The sequence below is a fragment of the Nonomuraea sp. B19D2 genome, from assembly GCF_040137845.1.
In the GTDB taxonomy this organism is placed as follows: Bacteria; Actinomycetota; Actinomycetes; order Streptosporangiales; family Streptosporangiaceae; genus Nonomuraea.
Genome location: NZ_JBEFAK010000011.1, coordinates 39,454 through 65,659 on the forward strand (window position 1 = coordinate 39,454; position 26,206 = coordinate 65,659).

The following is a 26,206-nucleotide window of genomic DNA, read 5'->3' on the forward strand; positions in this document are numbered from 1 at the left end:
CGGAACAGAGCGCGAGGCATCGCTACGATAATAACAGAGCATGTGCTCCGGAACTGTGCATCTTTGACTGCGTGATCTTCCGAAACGCATGCACGCCGTCTACCGCGTCATCCAGGCGCCCAGACGAACTTGTTCGACACGACTCGTTCCCCGTCCGGCCCTTCGGCGACGATCCACACCTTCTGGCCGACCGCGCTGCACGGGAACTTCCCGTCTGAGTGCTGCTCGCCGTTCTCGTCGGTGGTCAAGCCCGCCCCAGGGTTGAATGCCCCCCAATTGCTGGTGTACGGCCTGAAACGATATTTCGTGCCCGGCTTGAGGCCGGTGGCACGGAACTCGATGAAGGCGCAGTTCTTCCGGCAACTGCCAAAGGTCGTCGACGGGCCCTTGGACGCGACGATCCGCGGACCCGTCACCACCTTCTCACCGGCCGAGCCGGAAGGCGCGTGCGACGAGGCAGTAGCGGGAACGGCGGGCGGATCATCACGGTCGGCGATCCCGACGATCACGGCCGTGGCCAGCGCCAAGGCGGCCGCACCCGAGGCGAGCGCCGGCCATCGGCGCCTGGCGGCATCGCGGGCCTTACGCCACGGCGAGGGTGGGTCGGCGATGTCGCGCAGCGCGACGCGGGCTTCGGCGGCAGTGGGCCGGTTGTCCGGCTCGGTCTGGAGCATCGCCGTCAGCACCGGGCGCAGCGGCCCGATATCGGCGGCCATCTCGATGAGACCGTGGTGCGCCCCCCACCCCACGACTTGCCGGTGGTCGTCCGGATCGCCGTCGTGTGCTTCCTCGGTTGGCCCGTCGCCGCGCGCCCAGGGGCGTGGCGGGCCCCCGGCGACCAGGGCATAGACGGTGGCGCCAAGGGAGAACACGTCGGAGGCCGTACCCGGGTTGCCACGGACGATCTCGGCTGCGGCGTAGTCGGGCGTGTAGGAGATCGGGCGGTCGGGAGAGATCGTCTCCGCGCCGCCGAGCCGCCGCGCGGCATCGAAGTCGGTGAGCTTCGCCGCCCCGTCGGCGTCCATGACGATGTTGGCGGGCTTCACGTCACAGTGGACCAGCCCCTTGCGGTGCAGTGCTGTGAGCGCGTCGGCGATCTGCGCGCCGATCCGGGCCGCTTCCCGGTGGGAGAATCTCTTGTCCGACAGGCTGCCGTTCGGCACATGCTCCATGACCAGCCACGTGCCGGCCCAAGGACCCTCATTCACGGTCAGGACGTCGTAGACGGTGACGATGTGCCGGTGGACGAGCCTGGCTAAAGCCCGGGCCTCGCCTGAATGAGTGCGCTTGAGCACAACAGGGCGGCCCAGCTCCTCGTCGTAGGCGTACAGCACCTCGCCTCGGCCCTCAGGGATGCTCTCCCCAGGTTCCACCCGGAACCGTCCGCCAAGTATTTGCTCGTGCTCTTTGCTCTCCCGACCGTCCTGGCTGCCCCGGTTGCCCGCATCTCCGTCCAGCCCCACTTCCTCCGCCTCCCTGGTGGCTCGTGAGGGGATGTCTCATGCCGGGGCGAACCACCCCAGATCTTGCACACCATCGTCACGCGCGGTAGGCCGGATGGCCACGAGAGTAACAGTAGCCAGGAATTGGATCATCTGTCTGCCGCTGTTGTCCAGAGGGAGGACACGACAAGGGGGGCGTGCTGAAGCTCCGCCCCCCTTTTCCCTCGCCGTGGTTGGTCAGTCCATGAGGACGATCTGGCGGAGGACCTCGCCGCCCCGCAACGCCTCCACCGCGTCGTTCAGGTCCGCCAGGCGGATGCGGGAGCTGATCATCGACTCCAGGTCCAGCTTGCCGGCCTTGTGGAGCTTGGCGAAGTAGGGGAAGGCATGGCGTACGTCCGCCTCCCCGTACAGGCTGGACAGCAGGTTCTTGCCCTCGAACAGCAGGCTGAACGCAGAGATCGACACCATGTCGTCCACCGCGCCCGCCCCGACCACGATGACGTCGCCGCCCTGCCGGGTGATCTGCCAGGCGCTCTGGATCGTGGCCGACTTGCCGACCACCTCGAAGCCGTAGTCGAAGCCCGCGCCGGCGGTGAGCTCGTTGATGGCGTCCGGGACCTGCTCCGGGGTGACCGCGTGTGTCGCGCCCACCTTCTTGGCCAGCTCGTGCTTGGACTCCAGCGGGTCGACCGCGAGGATCGTCCTGGCGCCGGAGACGCGGGCGCCCTGGATGACCGACAGGCCGACGCCGCCGCAGCCGATCACCGCGACAGTCGAGCCCGGGCGTACCTTGGCGGTGTTGATCGCGGCGCCCACGCCGGTCGTGATGCCGCAGCCGATCAGGGCCGCCGCTTCCCAGGACACGTCATCGTCGATCTTGATCGCGCCCTGCCACGGCACGACGATCTCCTCCGCCCAGGTGCCGCACCCGGCCATCCCGAACGCCGTCGCCCCGTCGCCCCCGAACCGGAAGTTGCCCTTGCTGAACGCCTCGACCACGTACTTGATGCACAGGTACGGCTGGCCGCCCAGGCACAGGTCGCACTCCTGGCAGCCCGGCCGCCAGTTGATGACCACGTGGTCGCCCGGCTTGAGTGAGGTGACGTGCTCGCCGACCTCGACCACCTCGCCCGCGCCCTCGTGCCCGAGCACCAGGGGCACGGGCTGCGGCAGGATGCCGGTCATGGCCGACAGGTCCGAGTGGCAGACGCCCGTCGCCTTGATCCGTACGCGTACGTCCGCCGGCCCGACGGGGGCCAGGGTGACGTCGTCGCGGATGTCCAGCTTGTCGGTGCCTACGGCGTGCAGGATCGCGGCGCGCATGGGGGTTCCTCCTCGAACTCAGGCGTAGGGCTATTCCTCGAGGGACAGAGCGGCTTTGGGGCAGGACCTGACCGCGTGGCGGACGCGGTCCTGCATCTCCGGGGGTGGTTCCGGCAGCAGGATGTGGAGCTGGTCGTCGTCGTCCACCTCGAACACCTCGGGCGCGAGCCCCATGCAGACGGCGTTGGCCTCGCAGACCAGCTCGTCCAACTTGACTTTCATGTGAGCCTCCTGTGATCCCATGAGACCACTTTGGTGTGCTCGACGACGTACGCAATCCGCTTTTGCCCGGTCTTCTCCACGTACGGGCGCAGCAGTTCGTCCGGGACGCCCGGCGTCATCCGGCGGGCGACCATCATGCCGACGTCCATGACGCGGTCGCGGCCGTCCAGCCACTCGGCCTTCCCGTACACCAGGACGCCGCGCAGCTCGCCGTAATCGTCACCGGTCTCGACCAGGCAGCTCACCCGGGGGTCGCGCGCCAGGTTGCGGGCCTTCTGGGATTTCGCGTAGGTCCAGAAGGCGATGCGTCCCCCGTCGAGCCCGTAGAACATGGTCACCAGGTGCGGCATGCCGTCCGGATTGATGGTGGCCAGCTGCAGCTTGCGTGAGCCCTCCAGGAACGCGGTGACGTCGTCGTCCGACATCGCGATGCGAGCGCGCTGATTCACGGTGCAAGTAGAACAGGTTTCAGAAGTGCCCTGCAAGGGCCTCCTGGAATGTTATTCGGTTCGGCTAGGGTGCATCCCTATGTCGATGCCGTCAGAGCTGCTCCACGCAGCCAAGCACGCCAAGGGATTCATGCCACGCAACGAGGGGCTGGCGCTGTTCGAGGCGGCCCGCCAGTACGGCAGGCTCGGGCCGATCTGCGAGATCGGCACCTACTGCGGCAAGTCGGCCATCTACCTCGGCGCGGCGGCCAGGCAGGTCGGGTCCGTGGTCGTCACCGTGGACCATCACCGGGGCTCGGAGGAGATCCAGCCCGGGTGGGCCCATCACGATCCGACGCTGGTGGATCCCCGGTTCGGGAAGATGGACTCGTTGCCGACGTTCAGGGCGACGATCGCGGCGGCCGGGCTCGAGGACGAGGTGATCGCCGTCGTGGGCCGGTCGGAGCAGGTGGCCGCGCTCTGGAACACGTCCCTGGGCATGCTGTTCATCGACGGGGGACACTCCGAGGAGCCGGTGACCCGGGACTACGAGGGGTGGGCGCCGCACGTCGTAGCGGGTGGAGCTGTTGTCTTCCACGACGTCTATCCCGATCCCGCCGATGGGGGGCAGGCACCGTACCGGATCTATCAGCGGGCGCTGCGGTCCGGGGCGTTCAGGGAGGTGTCGGCGGAGGGCTCGCTGCGCGTGCTGGAACGCGTCGGCCCGGGCATGTGATCCCGCTCAGTGACGGTGGCGGCGGGTCCAGGAACGGCGGGTCCGGGACTGCCAGTGCAGGAAGTCCTCGTGGGTTTGCGCCTCGTGCCCGAGGGCGATGAGCGCCTTGTCCGTCCACGAGGCGGCCTCCTCCGGGTCGGCCCCCGCCAGGATCGGCACGGCCTGCGACGTGTGGTCCGGCAGCGTCCCCGACCGCAGCCTGGCGGCCACGGCGAACGCGCACCCCTGCGCCAGATGGGCGCGGAACCCGTCGGCCCCGGCGTGCTCGGCCAGCCACCACAGCTCGTCGGACTCGGCCCCGCCGGTGTACGTGGCCGCGAACCCGACCCCGCTCCACAGGTCGGCCCGCCGCCCCGGCGGGTACCCGCCGACCCTGGCGGCGACGTCGTCGGGCGAGGCGCAGTCGTGGTACCAGAGCAGCCGGCCCAGCCCCTGGTCGAACACCGCACAGTGCGCCCTGGTGAGCAGGTCGGGCATCGTGCGCTCGCCCACCATGCGATCGGCCCTGGTCATGCTCCACTGGAAGCCGAACCCGTCCACCGCCAGCCACCGCAGCAGCGGATGGGCCCGCCGCGCGCCTCGTACGGGCCGCAGCCACAGCAGGGCGTACGCGCGACCGGTTCCGAGGTAGGCGGCGTGGCGGTGATGCTGGGCGGGCCCGGTGAGCAGCTCGTGCAGGCGCCGGCCCCGTGTCAGCGTGAGCAGGTCGAGTACGGTGCAGGCGGCCGCAGCCCCTTCGTAGCCGAAGGGCCGCTGCTCAGCCGCGATGTCCTCAATCTTGTCAACTTCCCGGGACATCACCGCGTTGAAGCCGAAGACGTACGATCTTTCGGCGTTGGTGAATGCCGTCCGGGAGGATCCCGCTCTGAGCCGGAACCGTCGCCGGCTCAGATCGGACTCCAGCGGATCCTTGGCCAGGAACCTCCGCAGCCCCGTCGCGATGGACAATGTCGGCTCGGTCCTGACCTGGTCCAAGAACATTGTTGTGCCCGCGTCGCCCACGCTTCCCCCGAAGACGCCTCGTACGAGTCACTCAGAAGCTAGTAAGCCCATTGCGCCGATCATCGGCGGCGCACCGGATTTCGGGGGCAAAGAACCCGCAAAAGCGCTTGTGCCCGATGGATCAGGCCCGATGGATCAGGCTGGGTCAGAGGTCCTCGAGGCGTACGAGCCCGGCGCCGGCGCACCCGCAGGTCTCCGGGTCGGACACCGACGTTCCCGCGATGTCCCGGAACAGCCCCGAGCCCGGCGTCAGCTCCAGCAGCGCGTCCGCCGCCAGGACGGCCGCGGCGGCCGTGTACCCGGATCGCTCGTGGGGGAAGTGCTTGCGGTTCGCGAACTGCCACCCCGTCCAGTACGAGCCGTCCTCGTGCCGCAGATGCTGCACGTCCCCGAACAACGTGACCGCCCGCTCCCGGTCCCCCAGCGCGTCGAGCGCCAGCACCAGCTCGCACGTCTCCGCCCCCGTCACCCACGGCTGGTCGGAGACGCACCTGATCCCGAGCCCGGGCACCACGAACGTCGCCCACTCCCGTTCCAGCAGCTCGAACGCCTGCTGCCCGCGCACCGCGCCCCCGAGCACCGGGTAGTACCAGTCCATCGAGAAGCGGCTCTTGTCGGTGAACGCCTCGGGATGGGCCGCCAGCACGTGGGCCAGCCGGTCTGCGGCCAGCTCCCAGTGCGGCTGCGGGTCCTGCAGGTGCTCCGCGAGCAGCACGCCGCAGCGCAGCCCCTGATGGATGGACGAGCAGCCGGTGAGCAGCGCGTACGTCGAGGCCCTGCCGTGGGCGTCGCGCTCCCAGACGATCTCGCCCCGCTCGCTCTGCAGCCCCGCCACGTAGTCGAGCGCGGCCTTGACCATGGGCCAGTGCTCCTCGGTGAACGCCTGGTCGCCGGTGACGAGGTGGTGGTGCCAGAGGCCGGCGGCGACGTAGGCGGCGTGGTTGGTCTCACCGCCCAGCTCCGTGGGCAGGCCGTCGACCAGTTTCATCGGCCAGGAGCCGTCGGGGCGCTGGTGGCGGGCCAGCCACGCGTAGCCGCGCCGTACGGGCTCCTCGAGGCCCGCGACGGACATGGCCATCAGGCACTCGACGTGGTTCCACGCGTCGACGTGCCCCTCCGGCCACGGCACGCCGCCGTCGCCCTGCTGTATCACCGCGATGCTCGCGGCCGTCCGCACGACCTCCGCGGGGGAGATCATGGCTTCCTGACGTAGAGGACCACGCTCTTGCCGATGATCGGGTTGAGCACGGCTTCGGCGATCCTGGTCGCCGCGGGGCGCTTCATGATGTCCCAGACCAGCAGCTCGTGGTACGCCTTGGCGAGCGGGTGGTCGTCGTTGCCGACGCCGACGGCGCACTTGATCCACCAGTACGGCGCGTGCAGGCCGTGCGCGTGGTGGTGCGGGCCGATCTCGAACCCGGTGGCCTTCAGCTTCGCCGACAGCTCGGCCAGCGTGTAGATCCGGACATGTCCGCCGGGGGCCGTGTGGTAGGCCTCGTCCAGCGCCCAGCAGATGCGCTCGGGCAGGAAGCTCGGCACGGTCACGGCCGCCGTGCCGCCCGGCTTGAGCACCCGGAAGATCTCGCGCATGGCCGTCATGTCGTCAGGGATGTGCTCCAGCACCTCGGCCGCGATGACCCGGTCGAAGCTGCCGTCCTCGAACGGCATGTCCAGCGCCGTGCCCTGGACGATCTGACCACTCGCGCCCGAGGGCACCTCGCCCTCTTTGTCCATCGCCGCGAACATGGCCGCCACGCCGTCCAGCTCGGACTGGTCCATGTCGAACGCGATCACGTCCGCCCCCCGGCGCAGCACCTCGAAGGCGTGCCTGCCGCCGCCGCAGCCCAGGTCGAGCACGCGCACGCCGGGGCCGACGGGAAGCCGGGCGAAGTCCACGGTCAGCACTGGTCAGCCTCTCCTCTTGTGATTCGCGATGGCCTCGCGGTACGCCTCGACGGTTCTCTTGGCCACGACGTGCCAGGTGTAGCGCTCCATGACGCGGTCGTATCCGGCCTTGCCCACCCGTTCGCGCTCCTCGGGGGAGTCGTGCAGGCGGCGCAGCACCGTGGCCAGCTCCTCGGGGTCGCCCGGGGCCACCTGGATGGCCGCATCGCCCACGACCTCGGGCAGCGCCCCCGTACGGCTGGCCACCAGGGGCGTGCCGCAGGCCATGTGCTCGACGGCGGGCAGCGAGAAGCCTTCATAGAGCGAGGGGACGACCGAGATCTCCGAGGTGGCGATCAGCTCGCCCAGCTCCTCGTCGGAGATGCCGTGCACGAAACGTACCCGCTCCTCCAGCGACAGCTCCTGGACGAGCTGCTCGGTCGGGCCGCCGGGGGTGGGGCGGCTGACGACGGTGAGGTGCACGTCGCGCTCGGTGGCGAGCTTCGCGACCGCCCGCAGCAGCGTCGAGACGCCCTTCATGGGCGAGTCCGCGCTGGCCACCGCCACGATCGAGCCCTTGCGCCTGGGCTTGTCGGGGCGCGGGTGGAAGTAGCGGGTGTCGACGCCGAGGGGGATCAGGCGCATGTTCGCCTGAGGGACGTTGAAGTCGCGGTGGATGTCGGCCAGCGACGACTCGCTGACGGTGAGGATCGGGCTCAGCCGGGGCGCGACGCGGGCCTGCATCTTCACGAACCCGTACCAGCGGCGCAGGCTCAGCCGCTTCCCGCCCGTGGCGGCCTCGAGCTCGATGCGCCGGTCGACGCTGATCGGGTGGTGGATGGTGCCGACCACGGGGAACATCCGCTGGATGCCCAGCAGGCCGTAGCCGAGGGTCTGGTTGTCCTGGACGACGTCGAAGTCGCCGACCCGCTTCTTCAGCTCGCGGTAGGCCCGCAGCGTGAACGTCAGCGGCTCGGGGAACCCGGCCGTCCACATCGTCCCGACTTCTAGCCAGTCGATCCAGTCGCGGTATTCGTGCAGCTTGGGGGTTCTGAAGGGGTCCTCGTCGCGGTAGAGGTCGAGGCTGGGCACCTCGCGCAGGATGACGCCCTCGTCCAGCTCGGGATAGGGCTGTCCGGAGAACACCTCGACGTGGTGGCCGAGCGCGACCAGCTCGCGGCTGACGTGGCGGAGATAGACGCCCTGGCCCCCGCAGGTGGGCTTGCTGCGGTACGACAGCAGCGCGATCCGCAGCTTGCCGTTTTCCTCCTGCACGGACACCCCTTTCTCCGCCGGTTTTGCCCAGAGGCGGGCGTGTACCGTGAAGATGACCTTAGTCCGAGAAGGCTACCATTCGGTAGGTCGCCTGGAATTGTTCACATTAGCTGTCACACGCCGTGCGAACTGCGACGTTACTGTAACCGAGCGTGGTTCGGTGGAACAGGTTCTAGGTGTCCTGATGCTCTGTCGGCGCGCTTACCTGTACATTCCCGTCCCAAAGGGATGCGGTAGGCGATAGTTGGAGGAACCCTTGGCCAGGCGCGCTCTGATTACCGGCATCACCGGCCAGGACGGTTCCTACTTGGCGGAGCACCTGCTCGAGCAGGGCTATGAGGTTTGGGGGCTGGCCCGGGGCCAGGCGAACCCGCGTGTCTCCCGGATGCGCAAGCTGCTCTCCGACGTGCAGGTGGTGCGGGGAGACCTGCTGGACCAGGGGTCCCTGATCTCGGCGGTGGAACGGGTTCAGCCGGACGAGGTGTACAACCTGGGGGCGATCTCGTTCGTGCCGATGTCGTGGGAGCAGGCGGAGCTCACGGCCGAGGTGACCGGGATGGGCGTGTTGCGCATGCTGGAGGCGATCCGGGTGTGCTCGGGGGTGTCGCGGGGTGGCTCGAGCGCATCCGGACAGATCCGCTTTTATCAGGCTTCGTCCTCCGAGATGTTCGGCCAGGTCAGCGAGACGCCGCAGACCGAGCGCACCGCCTTCCATCCACGCTCGCCGTACGGGGTGGCCAAGGCGTACGGGCACTTCCTCACGCAGAACTACCGAGAGTCGTACGGGATGTTCGCCGTGTCCGGGATCCTGTTCAACCACGAGTCGCCGCGCCGGGGGGCCGAGTTCGTCACCAGGAAGGTGTCGCTGGGGGTGGCGCGGATCAAGCTGGGACTGGCCACGGAGCTGCGGCTGGGGAACCTGGAGGCGCGCCGGGACTGGGGGTTCGCCGGCGACTATGTGAAGGCCATGCACCTGATGCTGCAGGCGGCCAATCCCGAGGACTACGTGATCGGGACGGGGCGGATGAAGTCGGTCAGGGAGCTGGTGGAGGCGGCGTTCGCGGCCGCGGGGCTGGACTGGGAGCGGTACGTGGTGACGGACCAGACTCTGCACCGTCCGGCCGAGGTGGACCTGTTGTGCGCGGACCCGAAGAAGGCGCGGGCGCAGCTGGGATGGGAGCCCAGTGTGTCGTTCGACGAGCTGGTCGCGATGATGGTCGAGTCCGATCTGCGGCTGCTGTCCGACGGCGCCGATCCCGACGACGACTCCTGGCCGTGATCTCCACGCGCGCTCCTCGCTGACCGGCACGTCGTCGCCCAGCGGTGAATCACTCATGCGCCACGCACTCGTTGTCCATGGCCCATTGACAAACTAGTTTTTTACGTAAAGGATTGTTTTTGCGATGAGAGACGTCCTGTACCTGGAACAGATCGAGCAGGCCGAGGCACTGCTCAAGCCGCAGCGCGTGGAGGTGCTGCGGCAGCTGGCCGAGCCGCGCACCTGCTCAGAGGTCGCCGAACGGCTCGGCCAGACGCCGCAGCGGGTCTACTACCACGTCAAGCGGCTGGTCGAGGCGGGCCTCGTGGACCTGGTGTCGGAGCGCAAGGTGCGCGGGATCCACGAGGGCATCTACCAGGCCGGCGCGCGCTCGTACTGGCTGTCACCCCGGCTGGTGGGCCGGATCGGGCTGCGCAAGGCGCGCGACGAGCTGAGCCTCGGCTATCTGCTGGACCTCATGGAGGAGGTCCAGGCGGACGTCGCGGCACTCGACAGGAACGCGCCCGAGCTGCCGTCGGTCGGGCTGTCCGGGGAGATCCACGTGCGGCCCGAGAAACGCCATGAGTTCCTGAACGATCTCCAGGCGATGCTGCAGGACCTGTTCACGCGGTATGGCGGGGCTGAAGGGGACGCGTTCAAGCTCGCCGTGGCCTGCTATCCCAAAGCGCCACCGAAGTCGTCAGAGTCGTCAGAGTAGTCAGAGGAGCAAGTGACCATGACCGAGCCCATGATTGTCCGTGCCCGCGTTCAGGCGCCCCTCAAGGAGGTGCGCCAGGCGCTCACCGACCCGGCCACGCTGCGGATCTGGCTCGCCGAGCACGCCGAGGTGGAGCTGCCCGGCCGGTTCGGGTTCTGGGGGCGTACCACCCCTGAGGGGGACGCGCCGCACCAGCGGCTGCTGCACGCCGACGAGCGTACGGTGCGGTTCGCGTGGTTACTGGACGGCGAGGAGACCACCACCGAGTTCCGGCTGGAGGAGGACGGCGACACGACCGTCGTGTCGCTGTCGCAGACCCACTTCGACTTCCAGGACGTCATCACCGGCAAGAGCATCCGGGGGGTGCTGCAGACGTACTGGGCCCAGGCCCTCGCCAACCTGGCCGAGCACTTCGAGGGGCGTGAGCTCACGCCCAAGGCCGACTACACCTCCGCCGACCTGCGTGCCGAGGTCACGATCGACGCCTCGCCGTCGCAGGTGTTCGACTCCCTGATCGACTCGGAGGTGGTGACGCGGTGGTTCGGATACCCCATCGAGATCGAGCCGTACGTGGGCGGCCGCTTCGCGATGGGCGGCCTGGCGAACGACCCGAGCCCGGCCAAGGTGCTCGAGCTGGAGCCCGGTCGTAAGTTCTCCGTGGACTGGGGCGGCGCCGGAGTCGGGACGTGGGAGCTGGAGGGGTCCGAGGGGAAGACCCGGCTGACGCTGGTGCAGAGCGGGTTCGACGCGGAGCGGCCGCCGTACGCGGCGTGGGGCGGGTTCCTGTCGGGTGTCGCGGAGCTGCGGCGCTACCACGAGGTAGCCGACTGGCAGCCGATCTTCATGGACTGAGCGCCTTTCCAGAAGTCCGGCCCGTGACGGCGCGTGAGGTCGCGCCGGCGGGCCGGATCAGGAGCGATCAGACGTTCATCGCATCAGTGCGCGCTCGATGGCCTCGATGATCCGCGGCCGCAGCTCGGCGGCGCTGATGATCGCGTCCACCGAGCCGACCTCGACCGCGCGCTGGATGCTGTGCACCCGGTCGAACTCGGCGGCCACTTCGGCGAGCTTCTCCGCCCGGACGGCGGACTGCACCTCGGCGAGCTGGGCGTGCAGCGCCGCCCGCTCGGCGCCGCTGGCTGCCGAGACCTGCGTCTGCAGTCCGGTCACCCGCGGATCGGTCGCGGTGCGCTTGTTCACCTCGCCGGAGAACACCACGGCAGCCGCCGGGGCGCCGCCGAGCACCGAGGCGAACGAGCCCTCCAGCGCCAGCACGGTCATGTTCGGGTTGAGCGCCTTGGAGAACACCACGAACGCGCCGCCGTGGTAGCGGGAGATCACGCAGAACACGATCGGCCCGTCGAAGTTGACGATCGCCCGGCCGATCTCCGCGCCGTACTCCAGTTGGAGCTTGCGCATCGACTCCGGCGAGCCGTCGAACCCGGACAGATTCGCCAGCACCACCAGCGGCCGGTTGCCGGACGCCGAGTTGATCGCCCGTGCGGTCTTCTTCGACGACCGCGGGAACAGCGTGCCCGCGGTGTAGGTGTCCGGCCCGTCAGTGGGCGGGAAGCCGCGCCGCGGCACCGACCGCGACTCGATGCCGATCAGGCAGACCGGCCAACCGCCGATGTGCACGTCCTGCACCGCGGACGTCTCCGCGTCGGCCATGCCTGCCCAGCGCTCCAGCACCGGGTGGTCCTGGTCGGACAGTGCGCGCATCACCGTGCGGATGTCGAACGGCTTCTTGCGGTCGGGGTTGTGCTCGGCCGAGAAGATCTGGCCGACAGTGGTGAAGTCGCTGCCGGCGATCGCGTGCGGGAACTCGGAGACGTCGCGGTCGGCCGGGTCGGTGGTGCGGCCCCGCCGCGGCGCTGTCTCACCGGGCATGACGTAGGTGTGGTCGTAGTGCGCCATCAGCACGTCGCGGGCGGCCGGCAGGTTGGGCGCCCAGTATTGTGCCTGGCCGTTGGGCCCCATGACGCGGTCGTAGCCGCCGATGCCGAAGTTGTCCTCGGCCGACACGCCGCCGGAGAAGTCCAGGGACTGCTTGCCGGTGAGCACCATCGCCGAGTCCGGCGTCATCACCAGGATGCCCTTGGTGTGCATGAGCATTGTCGCTTCGGCGTTCCAGTACGGCTGGGCGCCCACGGTTATTCCGGCGACCACGATGTTGATCTCGCCGCCGTCCTGGGTGAAGGTGACGATCCGCTTGAGCGCGGCCGCGACCCAGTCCATGTTCTCGGTGCCCGAGGTCATCGAGATCCGCGCGCCCGCCGACAGCGCGAACCACTCCAGGGGGACCCGCATCCGCTCGGCGAGGTCGAGCGCGGCGATCACGCGCGCGCACTCCGGTTCCGACAGCGCGCCCAGCGCCTTCGTCGGATCGCCGAGCAGGACCACGCGGGTGACGCCTTCGGGGTGCCGCTCGGTCGGCGTCGTGACGACGCCTGCCACGATCGCCGCGGAGTTCTTCCCCTTCGGCCGGTCCACCGGCACGAGCGCGCCGTGGTCGTCGAGGTCGTGCTCGACGAAGCTGCCCGCCGGCCCGGCGAGCAGGCCGGTCAGCTCGTACGGGTAGACGTTCCCGCGCCGGGCCGCGCGCAGCACCTTCTGGCGGTAGTCGTCCAGCGGCTGCACCGGCTCCGTCGACGGCTTGCCGACCTCCAGGCTCGCGCCGTTGCCCGGGTCGAGGGTGATCCGCACGGCGACCTCGCTCAGCTCGCCGGCGGTGTTGCGTTGGCGGGCCACGAACTGGACCTCCTCCAGCCCCGCGCCCGCCGTGGTCGGCAGGATGCGATGGACCAGCGCGTTCAGCTCGTCGGTGGACAGCTCGGTCGACGGCCAGACGTACATCATGATCCGGTTGGTGTCGAACCGCTTGCCCTGGGGGCGCTGCGCCTGGATGTTGCGGATCGCGTCCAGGCCCGCGGCGAGCGCGTCCTCCACCGCGGGCAGCGCGACCAGCCTGCCGTCGGCCTCACGCAGCGGAGTCAGGTCGCGGACCTGGCCCATCGCGATGAGTCGCTCGTCGGCCGGGTTGCTCTTCGCGACGGCCTTGAACAGATAGATCTCCTCGTCCGCGGACGGCAGCCGAGTGAGGTCGAACTCGCGCAGCCGCTGCAACTGCAGGCGCTGTGCGATCTGCGGGTGCAGGCCGCGGATCAGCCGGTCCTCCGCCAAACCCGCGCCGTCGGGCCGGAAGGTGAAGTGGTGGTGCATCACGGCGCCGCTGGTGCCGGCGACGATGATGGTGATCCGGCGGACACCCTCAGGCTGCGCGTGCTCGGCGAGGAGCTGTCCGAGCCGCACCGCCATCGTGTCGGCGTCCGGCTGGCCCTCCCACGTGACGTAGAGGTCGGCGACCAGCTCTTGCCCGGCGACGTCGGCGGCGAACGTGGCGACGGCGCCGATGGCGTCGGGCAGGGCGGCGATGTCGACGGCGGTGGTGACCACGCGGGTCGCCCCACCCGGCCCGGTGTGCTCGGCGGTGACGAGCCGGCAACCGGCGGCGTCGACCGCGGTGACTTCGGCGAGTCCGCGGTTGCCGTAGTAGCGGCGGGTCAGCACCTCCAGCAGCGGCGCGTGGTCGCGTCCTGGCCGGCCGATCCGCTGACCGATCAGACGGACCAGCGGCTCGGCGCTGGCCACCATGACCTGGATCCGCTCGGCGCGGTCCGGCGCGTCCGGGTTGCGGTCCAGGTGACGCAGCTCCTTGCGTACCGCGGCGTAGACCTTGGCGCGGTTGCGGCGCAGCAGCGGCTGGGCGAACCAGCGGAACACCACGCCGCGGGCCAGGTCGGACACCGTGGGGAAGCGCACCTGTGTGGCCTCGACCAGGTGCTCGAGGGCGAGCCCTGCGCGCTCGCTGAGTGGCTCGAACGGCGGCGCGTCGGCCAGCCACTGGCGCAGCAGTTGCGACACGATCGCGACGCCGGTGCTCATCCGCTGCTGGGCCAGGAAGATCCGGAAAACTGCGGCCTCCAGCTCCGGCGTGCGCTCGAGGTCGGCGATGCCGTAGTGGGCCAGGACCTTGGTGAGCTTGGCCTGGAAGCTTTCCGTGACGCCGGCGCGCTCGACATCGAGGCTCTGCAGGAAGCTGTGGAAGAACTCGCGCGGGCTGTGCACCTGGCTGTCAGGCTCCACGCTGAGCTCGCCGCCCGGCTTGTTGCGGCTCAGCTCGGACAGGTCGGCGAACACGGTGAGCAGGTCCAGCTCGCCCTTGATCGGCCGCTCACTCAGCTCGGCGCGTGCGGCCAGGTAGGCCGGCAGCACCCGCTCGCGGTCGTGTGGGTCGGCGTCGAAGCCGAGCAGCAGGCTGCGCAGGTCCTGCAGGCCGCGTTCGAGCTGCTCGGCCGCGGCTGCCCCCGCGGGCTCCGCGGGCAGTTCGATCTCGACGGCTCCGGCGGGCGACTCCGCCTCCTTGGCGCCCCCGTCGGGCAGCGGCTCCAGCCGCATCAGCGGCGCGCCGGTCTCGACCTGACTGCCCACCGACACCGAGCACTCACGGACGCGGGCGCGGAACGGCGCGCGCAGCACCGTCTCCATCTTCATGCTCTCCAGCACCAGGATCGGCGCGCCCGACTCGACCTCGTCGCCGGCCGACAGCGGTGTCGCGACCACCAGCGCGGGCGCGGGAGAGCGGACGACACCGCCCTCGTCGCGGCTGATCCGGTGCGTCACGCCGTCCACCTCGACCAGGTGGATCGGCCCGTGCGTGGCCGACACCAGCCGGAACCGGCGGCCGTTGACCACGATGTGGCCGCTGTGCGCGTCGAACCGCTCGACCGAGACGTCCGCCGGGTGTACGTCACCGCCTGCGGAGATGCCGACGCGGAACCGCCTGTGTCCGACCCGGGCCACGCTCACCCGATAGCCGACGCCGCGGAGCTTGAGCTCCAGCGGGCGGCCCGAGTCGTGCTGCACCTGCGGGCGCCCACCGTGCGCGGTGGACAGCAGCCGCTGGATGCTGACTTCCTCCTCGTCCTGGTAGGCCTCGATCGCGGCGGCGGCCAAGGCGATCGCCGAGTGCCGGTGGCTGACCAGGCGGCCCGCGGCACGCACACGGTCGATCCAGCCGGTGTCGGCGTTCGCGTCGATCACCTCCGGCTGGTCGAGCAGATCGAGCACGAAGCTCTTGTTGGTGGCGCCGCCCTCGATGATCACCGTGGTCTCGGCCATCGCGCGGCGCAGCCGGCCCAGCGCCTGCTCGCGGTCGCGACCATAGGCGATGATCTTCGCGATCATCGAGTCGAAGTCGGCCGGGATGGTGTCGCCCTCGCTGACTCCGGTGTCCACGCGGATGCCGGGCCCGGTGGGCAGCACCAGGCGCGCGATACGGCCCGGGGCGGGCGCGAAGTCACGGTCGGGGTCCTCGGCGTTGAGCCGGGCCTCGACGGCGTGGCCGGCCTCGACCGGCTGGGGGCCTTCCAGCCTCCCGCCGCTCGCCACGTGCAACTGCAGCCGGACCAGGTCGGTGCCGGTGGTGATCTCGGTGATCGGGTGCTCGACCTGCAGCCGGGTGTTGACCTCGAGGAAGGCGAACAGCTTCTCGCCGGGATGGTAGAGGAACTCGACGGTGCAGGCGCCGCAGTAGCCTACGGCCACCGCGAGCCGCTCGGCCGACTCCTTCAGCTCGGCGGTCTGCTCGATCGACAGGACCGGCGAGGCGGACTCCTCGATGATCTTCTGGTTGCGCCGTTGCACTGAGCAGTCACGGACGCCCAGCGCCCACGCGGTGCCCTGCCCGTCGGCGATGACCTGGACCTCGACATGCCTGGCGCCGGTGACCAGGCGTTCCAGGAAGACCACGCCGGAGCCGAATGCGCGAAGCGCCTCCAGGCTGGTGCGCTCGTAGGCGTCGGCCAGCTCCTCCTTCGAGGCGACCATGCGGATGCCGCGCCCGCCGCCGCCCGCGGTCGCCTTGAGCATCAGCGGATAGCCGATCTCGTCGCCGGCGCGCAGCGCGTCCTCGAGGGTGGCGACCTCGCCGCGGCTCCACGGCGCGACCGGGACGCCGACCTCCTCGGCGATGAGCTTGGCGCCGATCTTGTCACCGAGCTTGCGCATCGCCTCCGCGCTCGGCCCGACGAAGGTGACGCCGATCTTCTCGCACAACTCGGCGAACGCCGGATCCTCGGCGACGAACCCCCAGCCGACCCACGCGGCGTCGGCCCCGGTCTCCATCAGCGCCTGCTCCAGGACGGCGTGGTCGAGGTACGGGCGGGCCGAGGCGGGACCCAGCGAGTAGGAGATGTCCGCTTCTCGGACGAAGGTCGCGTTGCGGTCGGCGTCAGTGTAGAGGGCGACCGTCTCGATCCGCGTCCCGGTCTCCGCCGAAAGATCACGGACGGCGTGGATGAGCCGCATCGCGGCCTCTCCACGATTGACGATGGCGACACGACTGAACACCGGCTGAGCCTCCCAATACCTCTACGCGCATGAGGCGACGTCCGGGTTCCGGAGCGTCGCCTGCACCTGTTTCAACCCTGCTCGATTGCCGCCAGATATACCAATGTCCCGCATCGCGCATGGCTGGGCTGCTGCGTTGTGGAGACCCCACAAAAGAGCGGGCCGGCTAACCCTCTCAGTCGCCGTTCAACGCAAGCTCTGCCACAAACATGAGGCGATCGTCAGCGAAAGGGGCGGTGCCAGGCGGCCCGCAGCGCCTCCCTGATTGTGGAAAAGTCGACGTCGTCCACAGAACCCCATTCGGTCGCCCGGCGGGATAGCCCGCCGTAGCACCCTAGGCGCCATGCCTCAGCCCCACCTCTCGCCCTCGCCACTCACCCTCAGCGCAGCCGCACGCATGGCCTTCCAGAGCAATCCGACCATCGACCCCGACGCCTCTGGAGGAGAGCCGGTCGGTGCCCGGCCCGAAGGAGCACCCCCTCCCGAGGCGCTCCCTTCCGAGGCGCTCCCTTCCGAGGCGCTCCCTTCCGAGGCGGCGCCTCCCGATGACACGCCGCCCATCCGAGAGGAGGATGACCATCCGCTTGCGGCCCTTCGCCCCTCCGTGATCGAGCGCGCCGGCCGAGTCACCCGAGCGGTCCCGCAGGCCGTCGCCTGCCGCCAGACGGCCGCGCACATCTGGGGCCTGAACGTCTTGGCAGCCTCGGAAGCTGACTGGCCCATAGAGCTGACCGGCCCCAGCCATCTGGCGCTCCCCGGCTGCGTCACCTACATGGCACCCCTTCCGCCCGAGGACATCACCACGCACAAAGGCGTCCGCCTCACCACCATGGAGCGCACAGCCCTCGACTGCGCCCGCTGGCTGCCGCGCATGGAGGCGGTGGCGATCCTCGACCAGTTCGCCCGCAGGGGTGTCGATCTCGAAGCCCTGTGGCATCGCCCGTTCAACTCCTGGCGGCTGCGTGACACGCTCGGACTGGCCGACCGGGGCGCCGCCTCTCCCAGAGAGAGCTGGCTCAGGGGCATCCTCGTCGAGGGCGGCCTTCCCAGGCCCGCCACCCAGATCAGGGTCGAGTTGGACGGAGACCGGTTCGCGTACCTCGATCTGGGCTGGGAGGAGTTCAAGATCGCAGTCGAGTACGACGGCCAGGAGCACCACACCGCGGCTGCCGACCAGCAACGCGACGCCGATCGCCGTGCGGAGCTCCGGCGACGGGGCTGGCGCGTGATCGCCGTCCGGCGGGACGTCATCCCCGGCCAGCTCGCCGACCTCCTCCAACACGTGGCCGACGCCCTGATCGAGCGCGGCTGGCAGCCCGGACCGGAACGCACCAACCGTATCCTCCGCCGCATCCGCGCCGCCCGCCGCCGTTCCCGCGTCCGATTACCCGACCGCGACGGGGAGTTCCTTGATGCCGTTGATGAAGTTCGAGCGCAACCGGCGCGCCGGGCCCGTTTGGCGGAGGTTGGGGCGGCGGCGGGCCAGTTGTTCGAAGAGGATGCGGAGTTCGAGTTTGGCCAGGTGGTTGCCGAGGCAGAAGTGGGCGCCGCCGCCGCCGAAGCCGATGTGCGGGTTCGGGTCGCGGGTGATGTCGAAGACCTCGGGGTGGGGGAAGACCGTGGCGTCGCGGTTGGCGGAGGCGTAGAAGACGACGACCTTGTCGTTGGCCTTGATCTCCTGCCCGCCCAGCACCTGGTCGGTGGTGGAGGTGCGGCGGAAGAGATTGACCGGGGAGATCCAGCGGACGATCTCGTCGGAGGCGGTCTTGGCGAGGGTGGGGTCGGCGACCAGGCGGTCCCACTGGTCCGGGTGCTCGAAGAGGGCGAGCATGCCGCCAGAGGCCGCGTTGCGGGTGGTCTCGTTGCCGGCCACCGCCAGCAGGAGGATGAAGAGGTTGAAGTCGTTCTGGTCGAGCGTCTCGCCATGCTCGTCGGGCTGGAGCAGCTTGGTGACGATGTCGTTCTTCGGGGTGTCCCTGCGCCGCGTCGCGAGCTCGTTGGCGTAGGCGTAGACCTCCATGGCGGCGGCCGACGCCTCCTCGGGGCTCTCCGAGTAGTCGGGGTCCTGGCTGCCGATCATGCGGTTGGACCAGGTGAAGAGCTTGTCGCGGTCGGCCACGGGCGCGCCGAGCAGCTCGCAGATCACATACAGAGGCAGCGGCGCGGCGACTTCGGTGACGAAGTCGATCTCGCCGGTGCACTTGTCGAGGAGGTCGTCGCAGATGTCACGGATGTGCTCTTCGAGAGCTCCGATCGTGCGCGGGGTGAAGCCCCGGTTGACCAGGGAACGCCGTTTCGTGTGCTCGGGCGGGTCCTGGTTGAGCATCATGTGACGCTGAAGATCGATCTGCTCCTGGGTCAGCTCTTCGAACAGGGCGAGCTTCCTGTGCGAGGAGAACATGTCCGAGTGCCGCGATACGTGGACCACGTCCTCGTATCGGGTGACGGCCCAGAAGCCGGGCGCGCCCTCGTGCCAGTGAACGGGGGAGTTCGCGCGAAGCCAGGCTAGCTGTTCGAGTGGTGGTCCGGTTGTCGCGTAAATGTCCCTGTCGACGAGGTCGATGTGCACCCGATTCACCCTCTTGATCAAGCGCTTGGTTAAATGCCTATTGAAACGTGTTCTATTACGTCCCTGTACGGTCGTCAAGGAGGAATGTAGTTGCGTGATGGCTGCATGTGGCGGCGGCAATGAGTTGCGGGCGCCGACAGGGCTTTGTGGGTCTCTGGTGACCTGACGTCGTCTGAGGTGGGTGCGGCGTGGTGTCTGTTCGGGTCGATCGGCGGCTTGGCGATCTTCGAAAGCCGGATCGCGGGGTAGGGGCGTGGGTGTGCCGTTTTGATTGCGGGTAGGTGTACTGGTCGCAGCCGTGACCTGCGCGCAACCGCTCCGGCGGCGCGCCTTGGGGCGGGTTTTACCTCCGATGTTTTGGAGGGCGTACATTCGTGTATGTGAACGCAGCCATCGGAGCGGTTAAGTCGATTCACAGGCGTTGACCGGCTCTTGGGGATGTCTTTCGAGGTCACGGATCGGATGTATCCCACTCGGCACCCTTGACATCCTCCGGCTGGTCGCACGAGCATCATGAAACGAGACATCCGATGTATATGTGAAGGATGCGGTGTGAAGCTGCTGCGAGTAGGACCTGTCGGTCAGGAACGTCCGGTGGTCATGGACGATGCCGGTAACCTGCGCGACATCGGAGAGCCCGAGATCGATGGGGCTTTCCTCGCTTCCGGGGGAGTGGCGCGCGTCCGGGACGCGCTCGAGCGCGGTGCCCTGCCCGTCGTAGACGCCGAGGAGCTGCGCATCGGCGCCCCGGTCGCGCGTCCAGGCAAGGTCGTCTGTATCGGCCTGAACTACAGCGACCACGCCGCCGAGTCCGGGCTGGATGTGCCGGCCGAGCCGGTCGTGTTCATGAAGGCGCCCAACACCGTCATCGGTCCGTACGACGAGGTGCTCGTCCCCCGGGGCAGCGTGAAGACCGACTGGGAGGTGGAGCTGGCGATCGTCATCGGGCAGGAGGCCCGCTACCTGGGCAGCCGGGAGGAGGCGCTCGGTGTGATCGCCGGGTACGCGATCTCCAATGACGTCTCCGAGCGCGAGTTCCAGCTCGAACGCGGCGGCCAGTGGGACAAGGGCAAGTCGTGCGAGACGTTCAACCCGCTCGGCCCCTGGCTGGTGCCGGCGGACGAGGTGGCCGACCCGCAGAGCCTGGCCCTGCGGCTCTGGGTGAACGGCGAGACGCGCCAGGATGGCGACACGAAGAACATGATCTTCGATGTGGCCGAGATCGTGCGCTATCTGAGCCAGTTCATGGTCCTGGAGCCGGGCGACGTGATCAACACGGGCACGCCCGCCGGCGTGGCGATGGGCATGCCGGGGCAGCCGTACCTGCGTGCGGGTGACGTGATGGAGCTGGAGATCGAAGGGCTCGGGCGGCAGCGCCAGACGGTGGGGCAGGCATGACGACTCCAGGCTCGTACCGGATCATCGGGATGGACACGCACGACGTGCGCTTCCCGACCTCGCGCGAGCTCGACGGCTCGGATGCGATGAATCCCGATCCCGACTACTCCGCGGCCTATGTCGTGCTCAAGACCGACGACGGGTTCGAGGGGCACGGGTTCGCGTTCACGATCGGGCGCGGCAACGACATCCAGACCGCGGCCATCAGCGCGCTCCGGCCTTACGTGCTCGGCAGGGACGTCGAAGACCTCGGCACCCTCTACAAGGACATGGTCAACGACTCGCAGCTGCGCTGGCTGGGCCCGGAGAAAGGCGTCATGCACATGGCGATCTCCGCCGTGGTCAACGCCCTGTGGGACCTCAAGGCCAAGCGGGCGGGCAAGCCGTTGTGGCGGCTGCTGTCCGAGATGTCCCCCGAGGAGATCGTCGATCTCGTCGACTTCCGCTACCTGAGCGACGCCCTGACGCGCGACGAAGCCCTTCAGATTCTGAGAGACGCGGAGGAGGGGAAGGAAGAGCGGATAAGCCGGCTCATCGAGGACGGCTACCCCGCCTACACGACGTCCCCCGGGTGGCTGGGCTACGGCGACGAGAAGCTGCGCAAGCTGTGCAAGGAGGCGCTCAGCCAGGGCTTCAAGCAGATCAAGCTCAAGGTCGGCGCCGACCTCGACGACGACCGGCGCCGCTTCAGGGTGGCCCGCGAGGTCTGCGGCCCCGACTTCCCGATCGCGGTCGACGCCAACCAGCGCTGGGACGTCGGCTCCGGCATCGAGTGGATCAACGCGCTGCGCGAGTTCAACCCCCACTGGGTCGAGGAGCCGACCAGCCCCGACGACGTGCTCGGCCACGCCGCCATCGCCAGGGGCATCGAGCCCATCCCGGTGGCCACCGGCGAGCACGTCCAGAACCGCATCGTGTTCAAGCAGCTCCTGCAGGCCAACGCCATCTCCTACCTGCAGATCGACTCGGCCAGGGTCGGCGGCGTCAACGAGAACCTCGCGATCCTGCTGCTGGCGGCCAAGTTCGGCGTGCCGGTGTGCCCGCACGCGGGCGGTGTCGGGCTGTGCGAGCTGGTGCAGCACCTGTCGATGTTCGACTACGCGGCCGTCACCGGCTCCATGGACAACCGCGTGATCGAGTACGTCGACCACCTCCACGAGCACTTCGTGGACCCGGTCGTCATTCGCAACGGCAGGTACGTGGCACCGTCCAAGCCCGGCTTCAGCGCGGAGATGCACGCGGAGTCGATTGCCGCCCACACGTTCCCCGGCGGCGAGGTCTGGAGGGACGTGTGAGCCTGAAAGCGATCGTGACCGGCGGCGGTTCGGGCATCGGCCTGGCCGCGGCCACCCTGCTCACCGAGCGCGGCATGAAGGTCGCCTGCCTCGACGTCAACCCGCCCGGCGAGCCGTTCATCGGGATCAAGGTCGACGTGACGGATGACGCGGGGGTGCGCGCCGCGGTGGCGGAGGCCGCCGACCGCCTGGGCGGCATCGATGTGCTCGTCAACAACGCGGGCATCGGCGCGCAGGGCACCATCGAGGACAACCCGGACAGCGAGTGGCAGAAGGTGTTCGACGTCAACGTGCTCGGCATGGTCCGGGTCGCGCGGGCGGCGCTGCCGTACCTCAGGAGGTCCGAGCACGCCTCGATCGTCAACACCTGCTCGGTCGCGGCCACCGCCGGGCTGCCGCAGCGGGCGCTCTACAGCGCGACCAAGGGCGCGGTGCTGTCGCTGACGCTCGCGATGGCCGCGGACTACATCCATGAGGGCATTCGGGTCAACTGCGTCAACCCGGGCACCGCGGACACCCCGTGGGTCGGCAGGCTGCTCGACACGGCCGACGACCCCGAGGCGGAGCGGGCCGCACTCAACGCCAGGCAGCCAATGGGCCGCCTGGTCAGCGCGGAGGAGGTCGCCGCGGCGATCGCCTACCTCGCCAGCCCAGAAGCCGGCGCGACCACCGGGACCGCGCTCGCGGTCGACGGCGGCATGCAGGGGCTCCGGATCAGGGCAAACCACTAAGAAAGGTAACCCCCCATGAAGTTCGGATCGGCGGTCGCGGCGGCGGCCCTCTTGGCGGTCGTCACCGCGTGTGGCTCCGGCGCAACGACGGGAGGAGGTGGCGGCGGCGGGAAGATCGGCATTGACCACCCGCGGGCCGACTCCGACTTCTGGAACTCCTACATCAAGTACGTCCCTCAAATGGCCGGCGAGCTCAAGGTGGACCTCATGACCCCCACCAACTCGCAGAACGACGTGGCCAAGCTGGTCAACAACGTGCAGGCGCTGATCGGTCAGGGCGCCAAGACGATCGTCATGGCCCCGCAGGACACCGGCGCAGTCGCCAACCTCCTGCAGCAGCTGGAGAACAAGAAGATCCCCGTCGTGACCGTCGACACCCGTCCGGACAAGGGCAAGGTCTACATGGTCGTACGCGCCGACAACCGCGCGTACGGGACGAAGGCCTGCGAGTTCCTCGGACAGAAGCTGGGCGGCAAGGGCAAGGTCGTGCAGCTCCAGGGCGCGCTCAGCTCGATCAACGGCCGTGACAGGTCGGAGGCGTTCCTCGAGTGCATGAAGACCAAGTTCCCCGGCATCACGGTGTTCAGCGAGCCCACCGAGTGGGAGGGCAGCAAGGCCGCGTCCATGTTGCAGACCCGCCTCGAGCAGAACCCTGACATCAAGGGCATCTATATGCACGCCGGCGGCGCCCACCTGGCCCCGACCCTGCAGACGCTGAAGCAGAAGGGTCTGCTCTTCCCGCCGAGCGACCCCAAGCACATCTTCGTGGTGTCGAACGACGGCATCCCCCAGGAGTACGAGGCGATCCGCAGGGGCGACATCGACGCCACGGTGTCGCAGCCGGCCGACCTGTATGCCAAGTACGCGCTCTTCTACGCCAAGGCCGCGTTGGAGGGCAAGACGTTCAAGCCCGGCCCGACCGACCACGACAGCACGATCATCCAGCTCCCGAACGGCCTGGAGGACCAGCTCGCCGCGCCGCTCGTGACAAAGGACAACGTGGACGACAAGAGCCTTTGGGGTAATCAGGTCAAGTGATGAAAAATCACGTTGAAGCTCGAAATGTCGTCAAGCGCTTCGGCCCGACCGTCGCGCTCAACGGCGCGGGGATCGCGATCGCCGAGGGCGAGACCCATGCGCTCGTCGGCAGGAACGGCGCGGGGAAGTCCACCCTGGTGTCGATCCTCACCGGGCTCCAGCCGGCCGATGAGGGCGAGGTGCTGTTCTCGGGAGAGCCGGCGCCCGCCCTCGCCGACCGTGACGCCTGGCGGCAGCGCGTCGCCTGCGTCTACCAGAAGTCCACGATCATCCCTGCGCTCACGGTCGCGGAGAACCTCTTCCTCAACCGCCAGGCGACCATGGGCGCCAAGATCAACTGGCGGGCGCTGCGGACCAGGGCTCGCGAGCTGCTGGAGACGTACGAGGTGGACGTCGACGCGCAGGCGCTGGCCGGCGACCTGACCGTCGAGCAGCGCCAGCTCGTGGAGATCGCCCGCGCGCTGTCGTTCGGCGCCAGGTTCATCATCCTCGACGAGCCGACCGCCAGGCTCGACGGGCCGGCCATCGAGCGGCTGTTCGCCCGCATGCGCTCGCTGCGCGAGCAGGGCGTCACGATGATGTACATCTCCCACCACCTCGACGAGGTCTACGAGATCTGCCAGAGCGTCACGGTCTTCCGCGACGCGCGGCACATCGTGACCAGGCCGGTGGCCGGCCTCCCGCACGACGAGCTGGTCGCCGCGATGACGGGCGAGGCCACGGTGGCGTACGAGTCGCGCGCCCGCACGCCCGGCGCCACGGTGGTGCTGTCGGGCGAGGGCCTCTCGCTCGGCGGCCGCTACGCAGATGTTGATATTTCCGTTAAATCGGGTGAGGTCGTCGGCCTGGCCGGATCCGCGAGCAGCGGCAAGGTCGGCCTGGCCGAGACCCTGGTCGGGCTGCGCAAAGCCGACTCCGGCACGGTCACGGTCAACGGCACCCAGGTCAAGCCGGGTGACGTGCCCGCCGCCATGAGGGCCGGCCTCGGGTTCGTGCCGGAGGACCGCCACCACGAGGGCTTCGTCCCGCTGCTCTCGGTGGGGGAGAACGCCACGTTCCCGATCGCCCGCAAGCTGGGCCGGTATGGGATCGTGTCGCCGGCGCGCCGCCGGGCCAAGGCCGGCGAGCTGATCAAAAACCTCGACATCAAGACGGAAGGGCCCGACCAGCCGGTCGGCGATCTGTCCGGAGGTAACGCGCAGAAAGTGGTGTTCGCGCGGGCGCTCGTGGACGACCCGACCGTACTGGTCGTGATCAACCCGACCGCCGGCGTCGACGTCAAGGCCAAACAGGCCCTGCTCGGCGCCGTCGAGGACGCAGTCGAGCGCGGAGCCGGGGCCGTGGTGGTCTCCGATGAGCTCGACGACCTGCGCATTTGCGACAGGGTGCTGGTGATGTTCCACGGCAGGGTCGTGAAGGACGTGCCGCGTGGCTGGACGGACCACGAGCTCGTGGCCGTGATGGAAGGCATAGAAGATTGACCACTTTGACTGCGCCGGCCCCTCGGGTGCGCCTGGCCAGGTTCCGTGACCTGACGCTGGTGCCGGTGATCGTGATCCTGCTCGTCGTGGGCGCGTTCCTCGACCCGACCTTCCTGACGGCGGGCAACCTCACGAACGTGCTCCAGCAGCAGGCGGCGATCTCGCTCCTCGTGCTGGCGGAGGCGATGATCCTCATCGCCGGCAAGTTCGACCTCTCGCTGGAGTCGACGGTCGGCACCGCGCCGGCCATCGCGGTGATGCTGGTGATCCCGGCGGCGGCCGGCGGCTTCGGCATCGGGCTGCCGGGCGCGCTGGTGATCCCGCTGGCCCTGCTGATCGGCGCGGCCATCGGGGCGTTCAACGGCTTCCTGATCATCAGGTTCCAGCTGTCGGCGTTCATCGTCACGCTGGCGATGCTGATCATCCTGCACGGCTTCCTGCAGGGGCCGACGGAGGGCAAGACGCTCTTCCAGCTCCCCGACTCGATCCTCTACCTGGGCAGCGCCGTGTGGCTCGGCCTGCCCGCCGCCATCTGGATCGCCGGGGCGCTGTTCGCGGCGGGCATCTTCGGCCTGGGCTACCTGAGGCTCGGCCGCGCGCTCTACGCGATCGGCGGCAACGCCGACGCTGCCCGCGCCGCCGGCATCCGGGTGGATCGGGTGCTGTACGGGGTGTTCATCCTGGGCGGCACGCTGGCGGCGCTGGCCGGGATCCTGGAGACCGGCCGCCTCGGGGCGATCGGCAACAACCAGGGTGTCGGATGGATCTTCATGGTGTTCGCGGCGGCGGTCATCGGCGGCGTGAGCATGGACGGCGGCAAGGGCACGATCCTGGGGGCGCTCACCGGCGTGCTGGTGATCGGTCTTGTCCAGAACATCTTGACCCTCATCGGCGTCTCGGGCTTCTGGCAGCCGGTGATCTACGGCGGGATCATCCTCGTTGCACTGATGATCAGCCGGATCGCGGGCGGAAAGGCACAGGATTGAGCGGGA

At 69.1% G+C, this 26,206-nt stretch carries 20 protein-coding genes and 1 pseudogene; 11 read left to right on the forward strand and 10 right to left on the reverse strand.

The genetic code is table 11. The features are described from left to right. Window positions 1-107: 107 nt before the first annotated feature. The 4 genes from ABN273_RS21345 to ABN273_RS21360 form a co-directional block, all read right to left on the reverse strand. Window positions 108-1,373: a serine/threonine-protein kinase gene (locus ABN273_RS21345; protein WP_349450700.1), complete on the reverse strand. Its 1,266-nt coding sequence runs from the start codon at window positions 1,371-1,373 to the stop codon at window positions 108-110. 306 nt (window positions 1,374-1,679) lie between these two features. Then, window positions 1,680-2,768, reverse strand: coding sequence for a Zn-dependent alcohol dehydrogenase (locus ABN273_RS21350; protein ID WP_349450701.1), 1,089 nt, complete (start codon window positions 2,766-2,768; stop codon window positions 1,680-1,682). A gap of 30 nt (window positions 2,769-2,798) precedes the next feature. Beyond that, window positions 2,799-2,990 (reverse strand): ferredoxin, encoded by a 192-nt coding sequence (locus tag ABN273_RS21355; RefSeq protein WP_349450702.1) that lies wholly within the window; start codon window positions 2,988-2,990, stop codon window positions 2,799-2,801. Further along, a complete protein-coding gene (locus ABN273_RS21360) occupies window positions 2,987-3,439 on the reverse strand; it encodes a pyridoxamine 5'-phosphate oxidase family protein (protein ID WP_349450703.1) in 453 nt (150 codons plus the stop codon). The genes ABN273_RS21355 and ABN273_RS21360 overlap by 4 nt, the downstream gene beginning before the upstream one ends. 85 nt (window positions 3,440-3,524) lie before the next feature. Between ABN273_RS21360 and ABN273_RS21365 the strand changes: the two genes are divergently transcribed. Further along, entirely contained in the window at window positions 3,525-4,154 is a 630-nt protein-coding gene (locus ABN273_RS21365; protein ID WP_349450926.1) for a class I SAM-dependent methyltransferase, read from the forward strand. 6 nt (window positions 4,155-4,160) lie between these two features. Here the strand turns inward: ABN273_RS21365 and ABN273_RS21370 are convergent, their stop codons facing one another. The 4 genes from ABN273_RS21370 to ABN273_RS21385 all read right to left on the reverse strand — a co-directional run bounded on the left by ABN273_RS21370 (window position 4,161) and on the right by ABN273_RS21385 (window position 8,315). Continuing rightward, the gene (locus tag ABN273_RS21370) at window positions 4,161-5,129 is read right to left on the reverse strand and encodes a DUF1702 family protein (RefSeq protein ID WP_349450704.1); all 969 of its coding nucleotides are present in this window, start codon (window positions 5,127-5,129) and stop codon (window positions 4,161-4,163) included. Window positions 5,130-5,301: 172 nt separating this feature from the next. Beyond that, the gene (locus tag ABN273_RS21375) at window positions 5,302-6,354 is read right to left on the reverse strand and encodes a prenyltransferase (protein WP_349450705.1); all 1,053 of its coding nucleotides are present in this window, start codon (window positions 6,352-6,354) and stop codon (window positions 5,302-5,304) included. Beyond that, window positions 6,351-7,061, reverse strand: coding sequence for a class I SAM-dependent methyltransferase (locus ABN273_RS21380; RefSeq protein ID WP_349450706.1), 711 nt, complete (start codon window positions 7,059-7,061; stop codon window positions 6,351-6,353). The genes ABN273_RS21375 and ABN273_RS21380 overlap by 4 nt, the downstream gene beginning before the upstream one ends. 3 nt (window positions 7,062-7,064) lie before the next feature. Further along, window positions 7,065-8,315: a glycosyltransferase family 4 protein gene (locus tag ABN273_RS21385; protein WP_502911095.1), complete on the reverse strand. Its 1,251-nt coding sequence runs from the start codon at window positions 8,313-8,315 to the stop codon at window positions 7,065-7,067. A 256-nt stretch (window positions 8,316-8,571) separates the two neighbouring features. Between ABN273_RS21385 and ABN273_RS21390 the strand changes: the two genes are divergently transcribed. The 3 genes from ABN273_RS21390 to ABN273_RS21400 all read left to right on the forward strand — a co-directional run bounded on the left by ABN273_RS21390 (window position 8,572) and on the right by ABN273_RS21400 (window position 11,143). Continuing rightward, the gene (locus ABN273_RS21390; protein ID WP_349450708.1) at window positions 8,572-9,594 is read left to right on the forward strand and encodes a GDP-mannose 4,6-dehydratase; all 1,023 of its coding nucleotides are present in this window, start codon (window positions 8,572-8,574) and stop codon (window positions 9,592-9,594) included. Window positions 9,595-9,718: 124 nt separating this feature from the next. Next, window positions 9,719-10,291, forward strand: a complete 573-nt coding sequence (locus ABN273_RS21395) for a helix-turn-helix domain-containing protein (protein WP_349450709.1) — start codon at window positions 9,719-9,721, stop codon at window positions 10,289-10,291. Window positions 10,292-10,309: 18 nt separating this feature from the next. Further along, window positions 10,310-11,143: an SRPBCC domain-containing protein gene (locus ABN273_RS21400; protein ID WP_349450710.1), complete on the forward strand. Its 834-nt coding sequence runs from the start codon at window positions 10,310-10,312 to the stop codon at window positions 11,141-11,143. 75 nt (window positions 11,144-11,218) lie between these two features. Here ABN273_RS21400 and ABN273_RS21405 read toward each other — a convergent pair whose 3' ends face one another. Beyond that, window positions 11,219-16,702: an ATP-binding protein gene (locus ABN273_RS21405; RefSeq protein ID WP_349450711.1), complete on the reverse strand. Its 5,484-nt coding sequence runs from the start codon at window positions 16,700-16,702 to the stop codon at window positions 11,219-11,221. 871 nt (window positions 16,703-17,573) lie between these two features. Here ABN273_RS21405 and ABN273_RS59530 point away from each other — a divergent pair. After that, window positions 17,574-17,930 (forward strand): annotated as a pseudogene (locus ABN273_RS59530) (putative endonuclease domain-containing protein); the annotation flags it as partial. A gap of 156 nt (window positions 17,931-18,086) precedes the next feature. Here the strand turns inward: ABN273_RS59530 and ABN273_RS21415 are convergent. Continuing rightward, window positions 18,087-19,271 carry a cytochrome P450 gene (locus ABN273_RS21415; protein WP_349450713.1) on the reverse strand — a complete coding sequence of 395 codons (1,185 nt, stop codon included), beginning with the start codon at window positions 19,269-19,271 and terminating at the stop codon, window positions 18,087-18,089. 552 nt (window positions 19,272-19,823) lie between these two features. Between ABN273_RS21415 and ABN273_RS21420 the strand changes: the two genes are divergently transcribed. From ABN273_RS21420 to ABN273_RS21445, 6 genes are read left to right on the forward strand one after another with little or no spacing between them, the layout of a single operon-like run. Continuing rightward, window positions 19,824-20,669 carry a fumarylacetoacetate hydrolase family protein gene (locus ABN273_RS21420; protein WP_349450714.1) on the forward strand — a complete coding sequence of 282 codons (846 nt, stop codon included), beginning with the start codon at window positions 19,824-19,826 and terminating at the stop codon, window positions 20,667-20,669. Further along, window positions 20,666-21,964, forward strand: coding sequence for an L-fuconate dehydratase (locus ABN273_RS21425; protein WP_349450715.1), 1,299 nt, complete (start codon window positions 20,666-20,668; stop codon window positions 21,962-21,964). Before ABN273_RS21420 ends, ABN273_RS21425 begins: the two co-directional genes overlap by 4 nt. Next, on the forward strand, window positions 21,961-22,695 hold the full coding sequence (locus ABN273_RS21430; RefSeq protein ID WP_349450716.1) for an SDR family NAD(P)-dependent oxidoreductase: 735 nt from the start codon (window positions 21,961-21,963) through the stop codon (window positions 22,693-22,695). The genes ABN273_RS21425 and ABN273_RS21430 overlap by 4 nt, the downstream gene beginning before the upstream one ends. A 15-nt stretch (window positions 22,696-22,710) precedes the next feature. Next, the gene (locus tag ABN273_RS21435) at window positions 22,711-23,733 is read left to right on the forward strand and encodes a sugar ABC transporter substrate-binding protein (RefSeq protein WP_349450717.1); all 1,023 of its coding nucleotides are present in this window, start codon (window positions 22,711-22,713) and stop codon (window positions 23,731-23,733) included. Beyond that, a complete protein-coding gene (locus ABN273_RS21440) occupies window positions 23,733-25,214 on the forward strand; it encodes a sugar ABC transporter ATP-binding protein (protein WP_349450718.1) in 1,482 nt (493 codons plus the stop codon). Before ABN273_RS21435 ends, ABN273_RS21440 begins: the two co-directional genes overlap by 1 nt. Next, window positions 25,211-26,200, forward strand: a complete 990-nt coding sequence (locus ABN273_RS21445) for an ABC transporter permease (protein ID WP_349450719.1) — start codon at window positions 25,211-25,213, stop codon at window positions 26,198-26,200. Before ABN273_RS21440 ends, ABN273_RS21445 begins: the two co-directional genes overlap by 4 nt. The last annotated feature ends 6 nt before the right edge of the window (window positions 26,201-26,206 follow it).

Excerpts from the sequence above, each read along its gene's own strand:
- ABN273_RS21365 (WP_349450926.1), top strand. The coding sequence starts at position 3,525 with ATGCCGTCAGAGCTGCTCCACGCAGCCAAGCACGCCAAGGGATTCATG.
- ABN273_RS21350 (WP_349450701.1), bottom strand. The coding sequence starts at position 2,768 with ATGCGCGCCGCGATCCTGCACGCCGTAGGCACCGACAAGCTGGACATC.
- ABN273_RS21425 (WP_349450715.1), top strand. The coding sequence starts at position 20,666 with ATGACGACTCCAGGCTCGTACCGGATCATCGGGATGGACACGCACGAC.
- ABN273_RS21395 (WP_349450709.1), top strand. The coding sequence starts at position 9,719 with ATGAGAGACGTCCTGTACCTGGAACAGATCGAGCAGGCCGAGGCACTG.
- ABN273_RS21435 (WP_349450717.1), top strand. The coding sequence starts at position 22,711 with ATGAAGTTCGGATCGGCGGTCGCGGCGGCGGCCCTCTTGGCGGTCGTC.
- ABN273_RS21375 (WP_349450705.1), bottom strand. The coding sequence starts at position 6,354 with ATGATCTCCCCCGCGGAGGTCGTGCGGACGGCCGCGAGCATCGCGGTG.
- ABN273_RS21400 (WP_349450710.1), top strand. The coding sequence starts at position 10,310 with ATGACCGAGCCCATGATTGTCCGTGCCCGCGTTCAGGCGCCCCTCAAG.
- ABN273_RS21355 (WP_349450702.1), bottom strand. The coding sequence starts at position 2,990 with ATGAAAGTCAAGTTGGACGAGCTGGTCTGCGAGGCCAACGCCGTCTGC.
- ABN273_RS21440 (WP_349450718.1), top strand. The coding sequence starts at position 23,733 with ATGAAAAATCACGTTGAAGCTCGAAATGTCGTCAAGCGCTTCGGCCCG.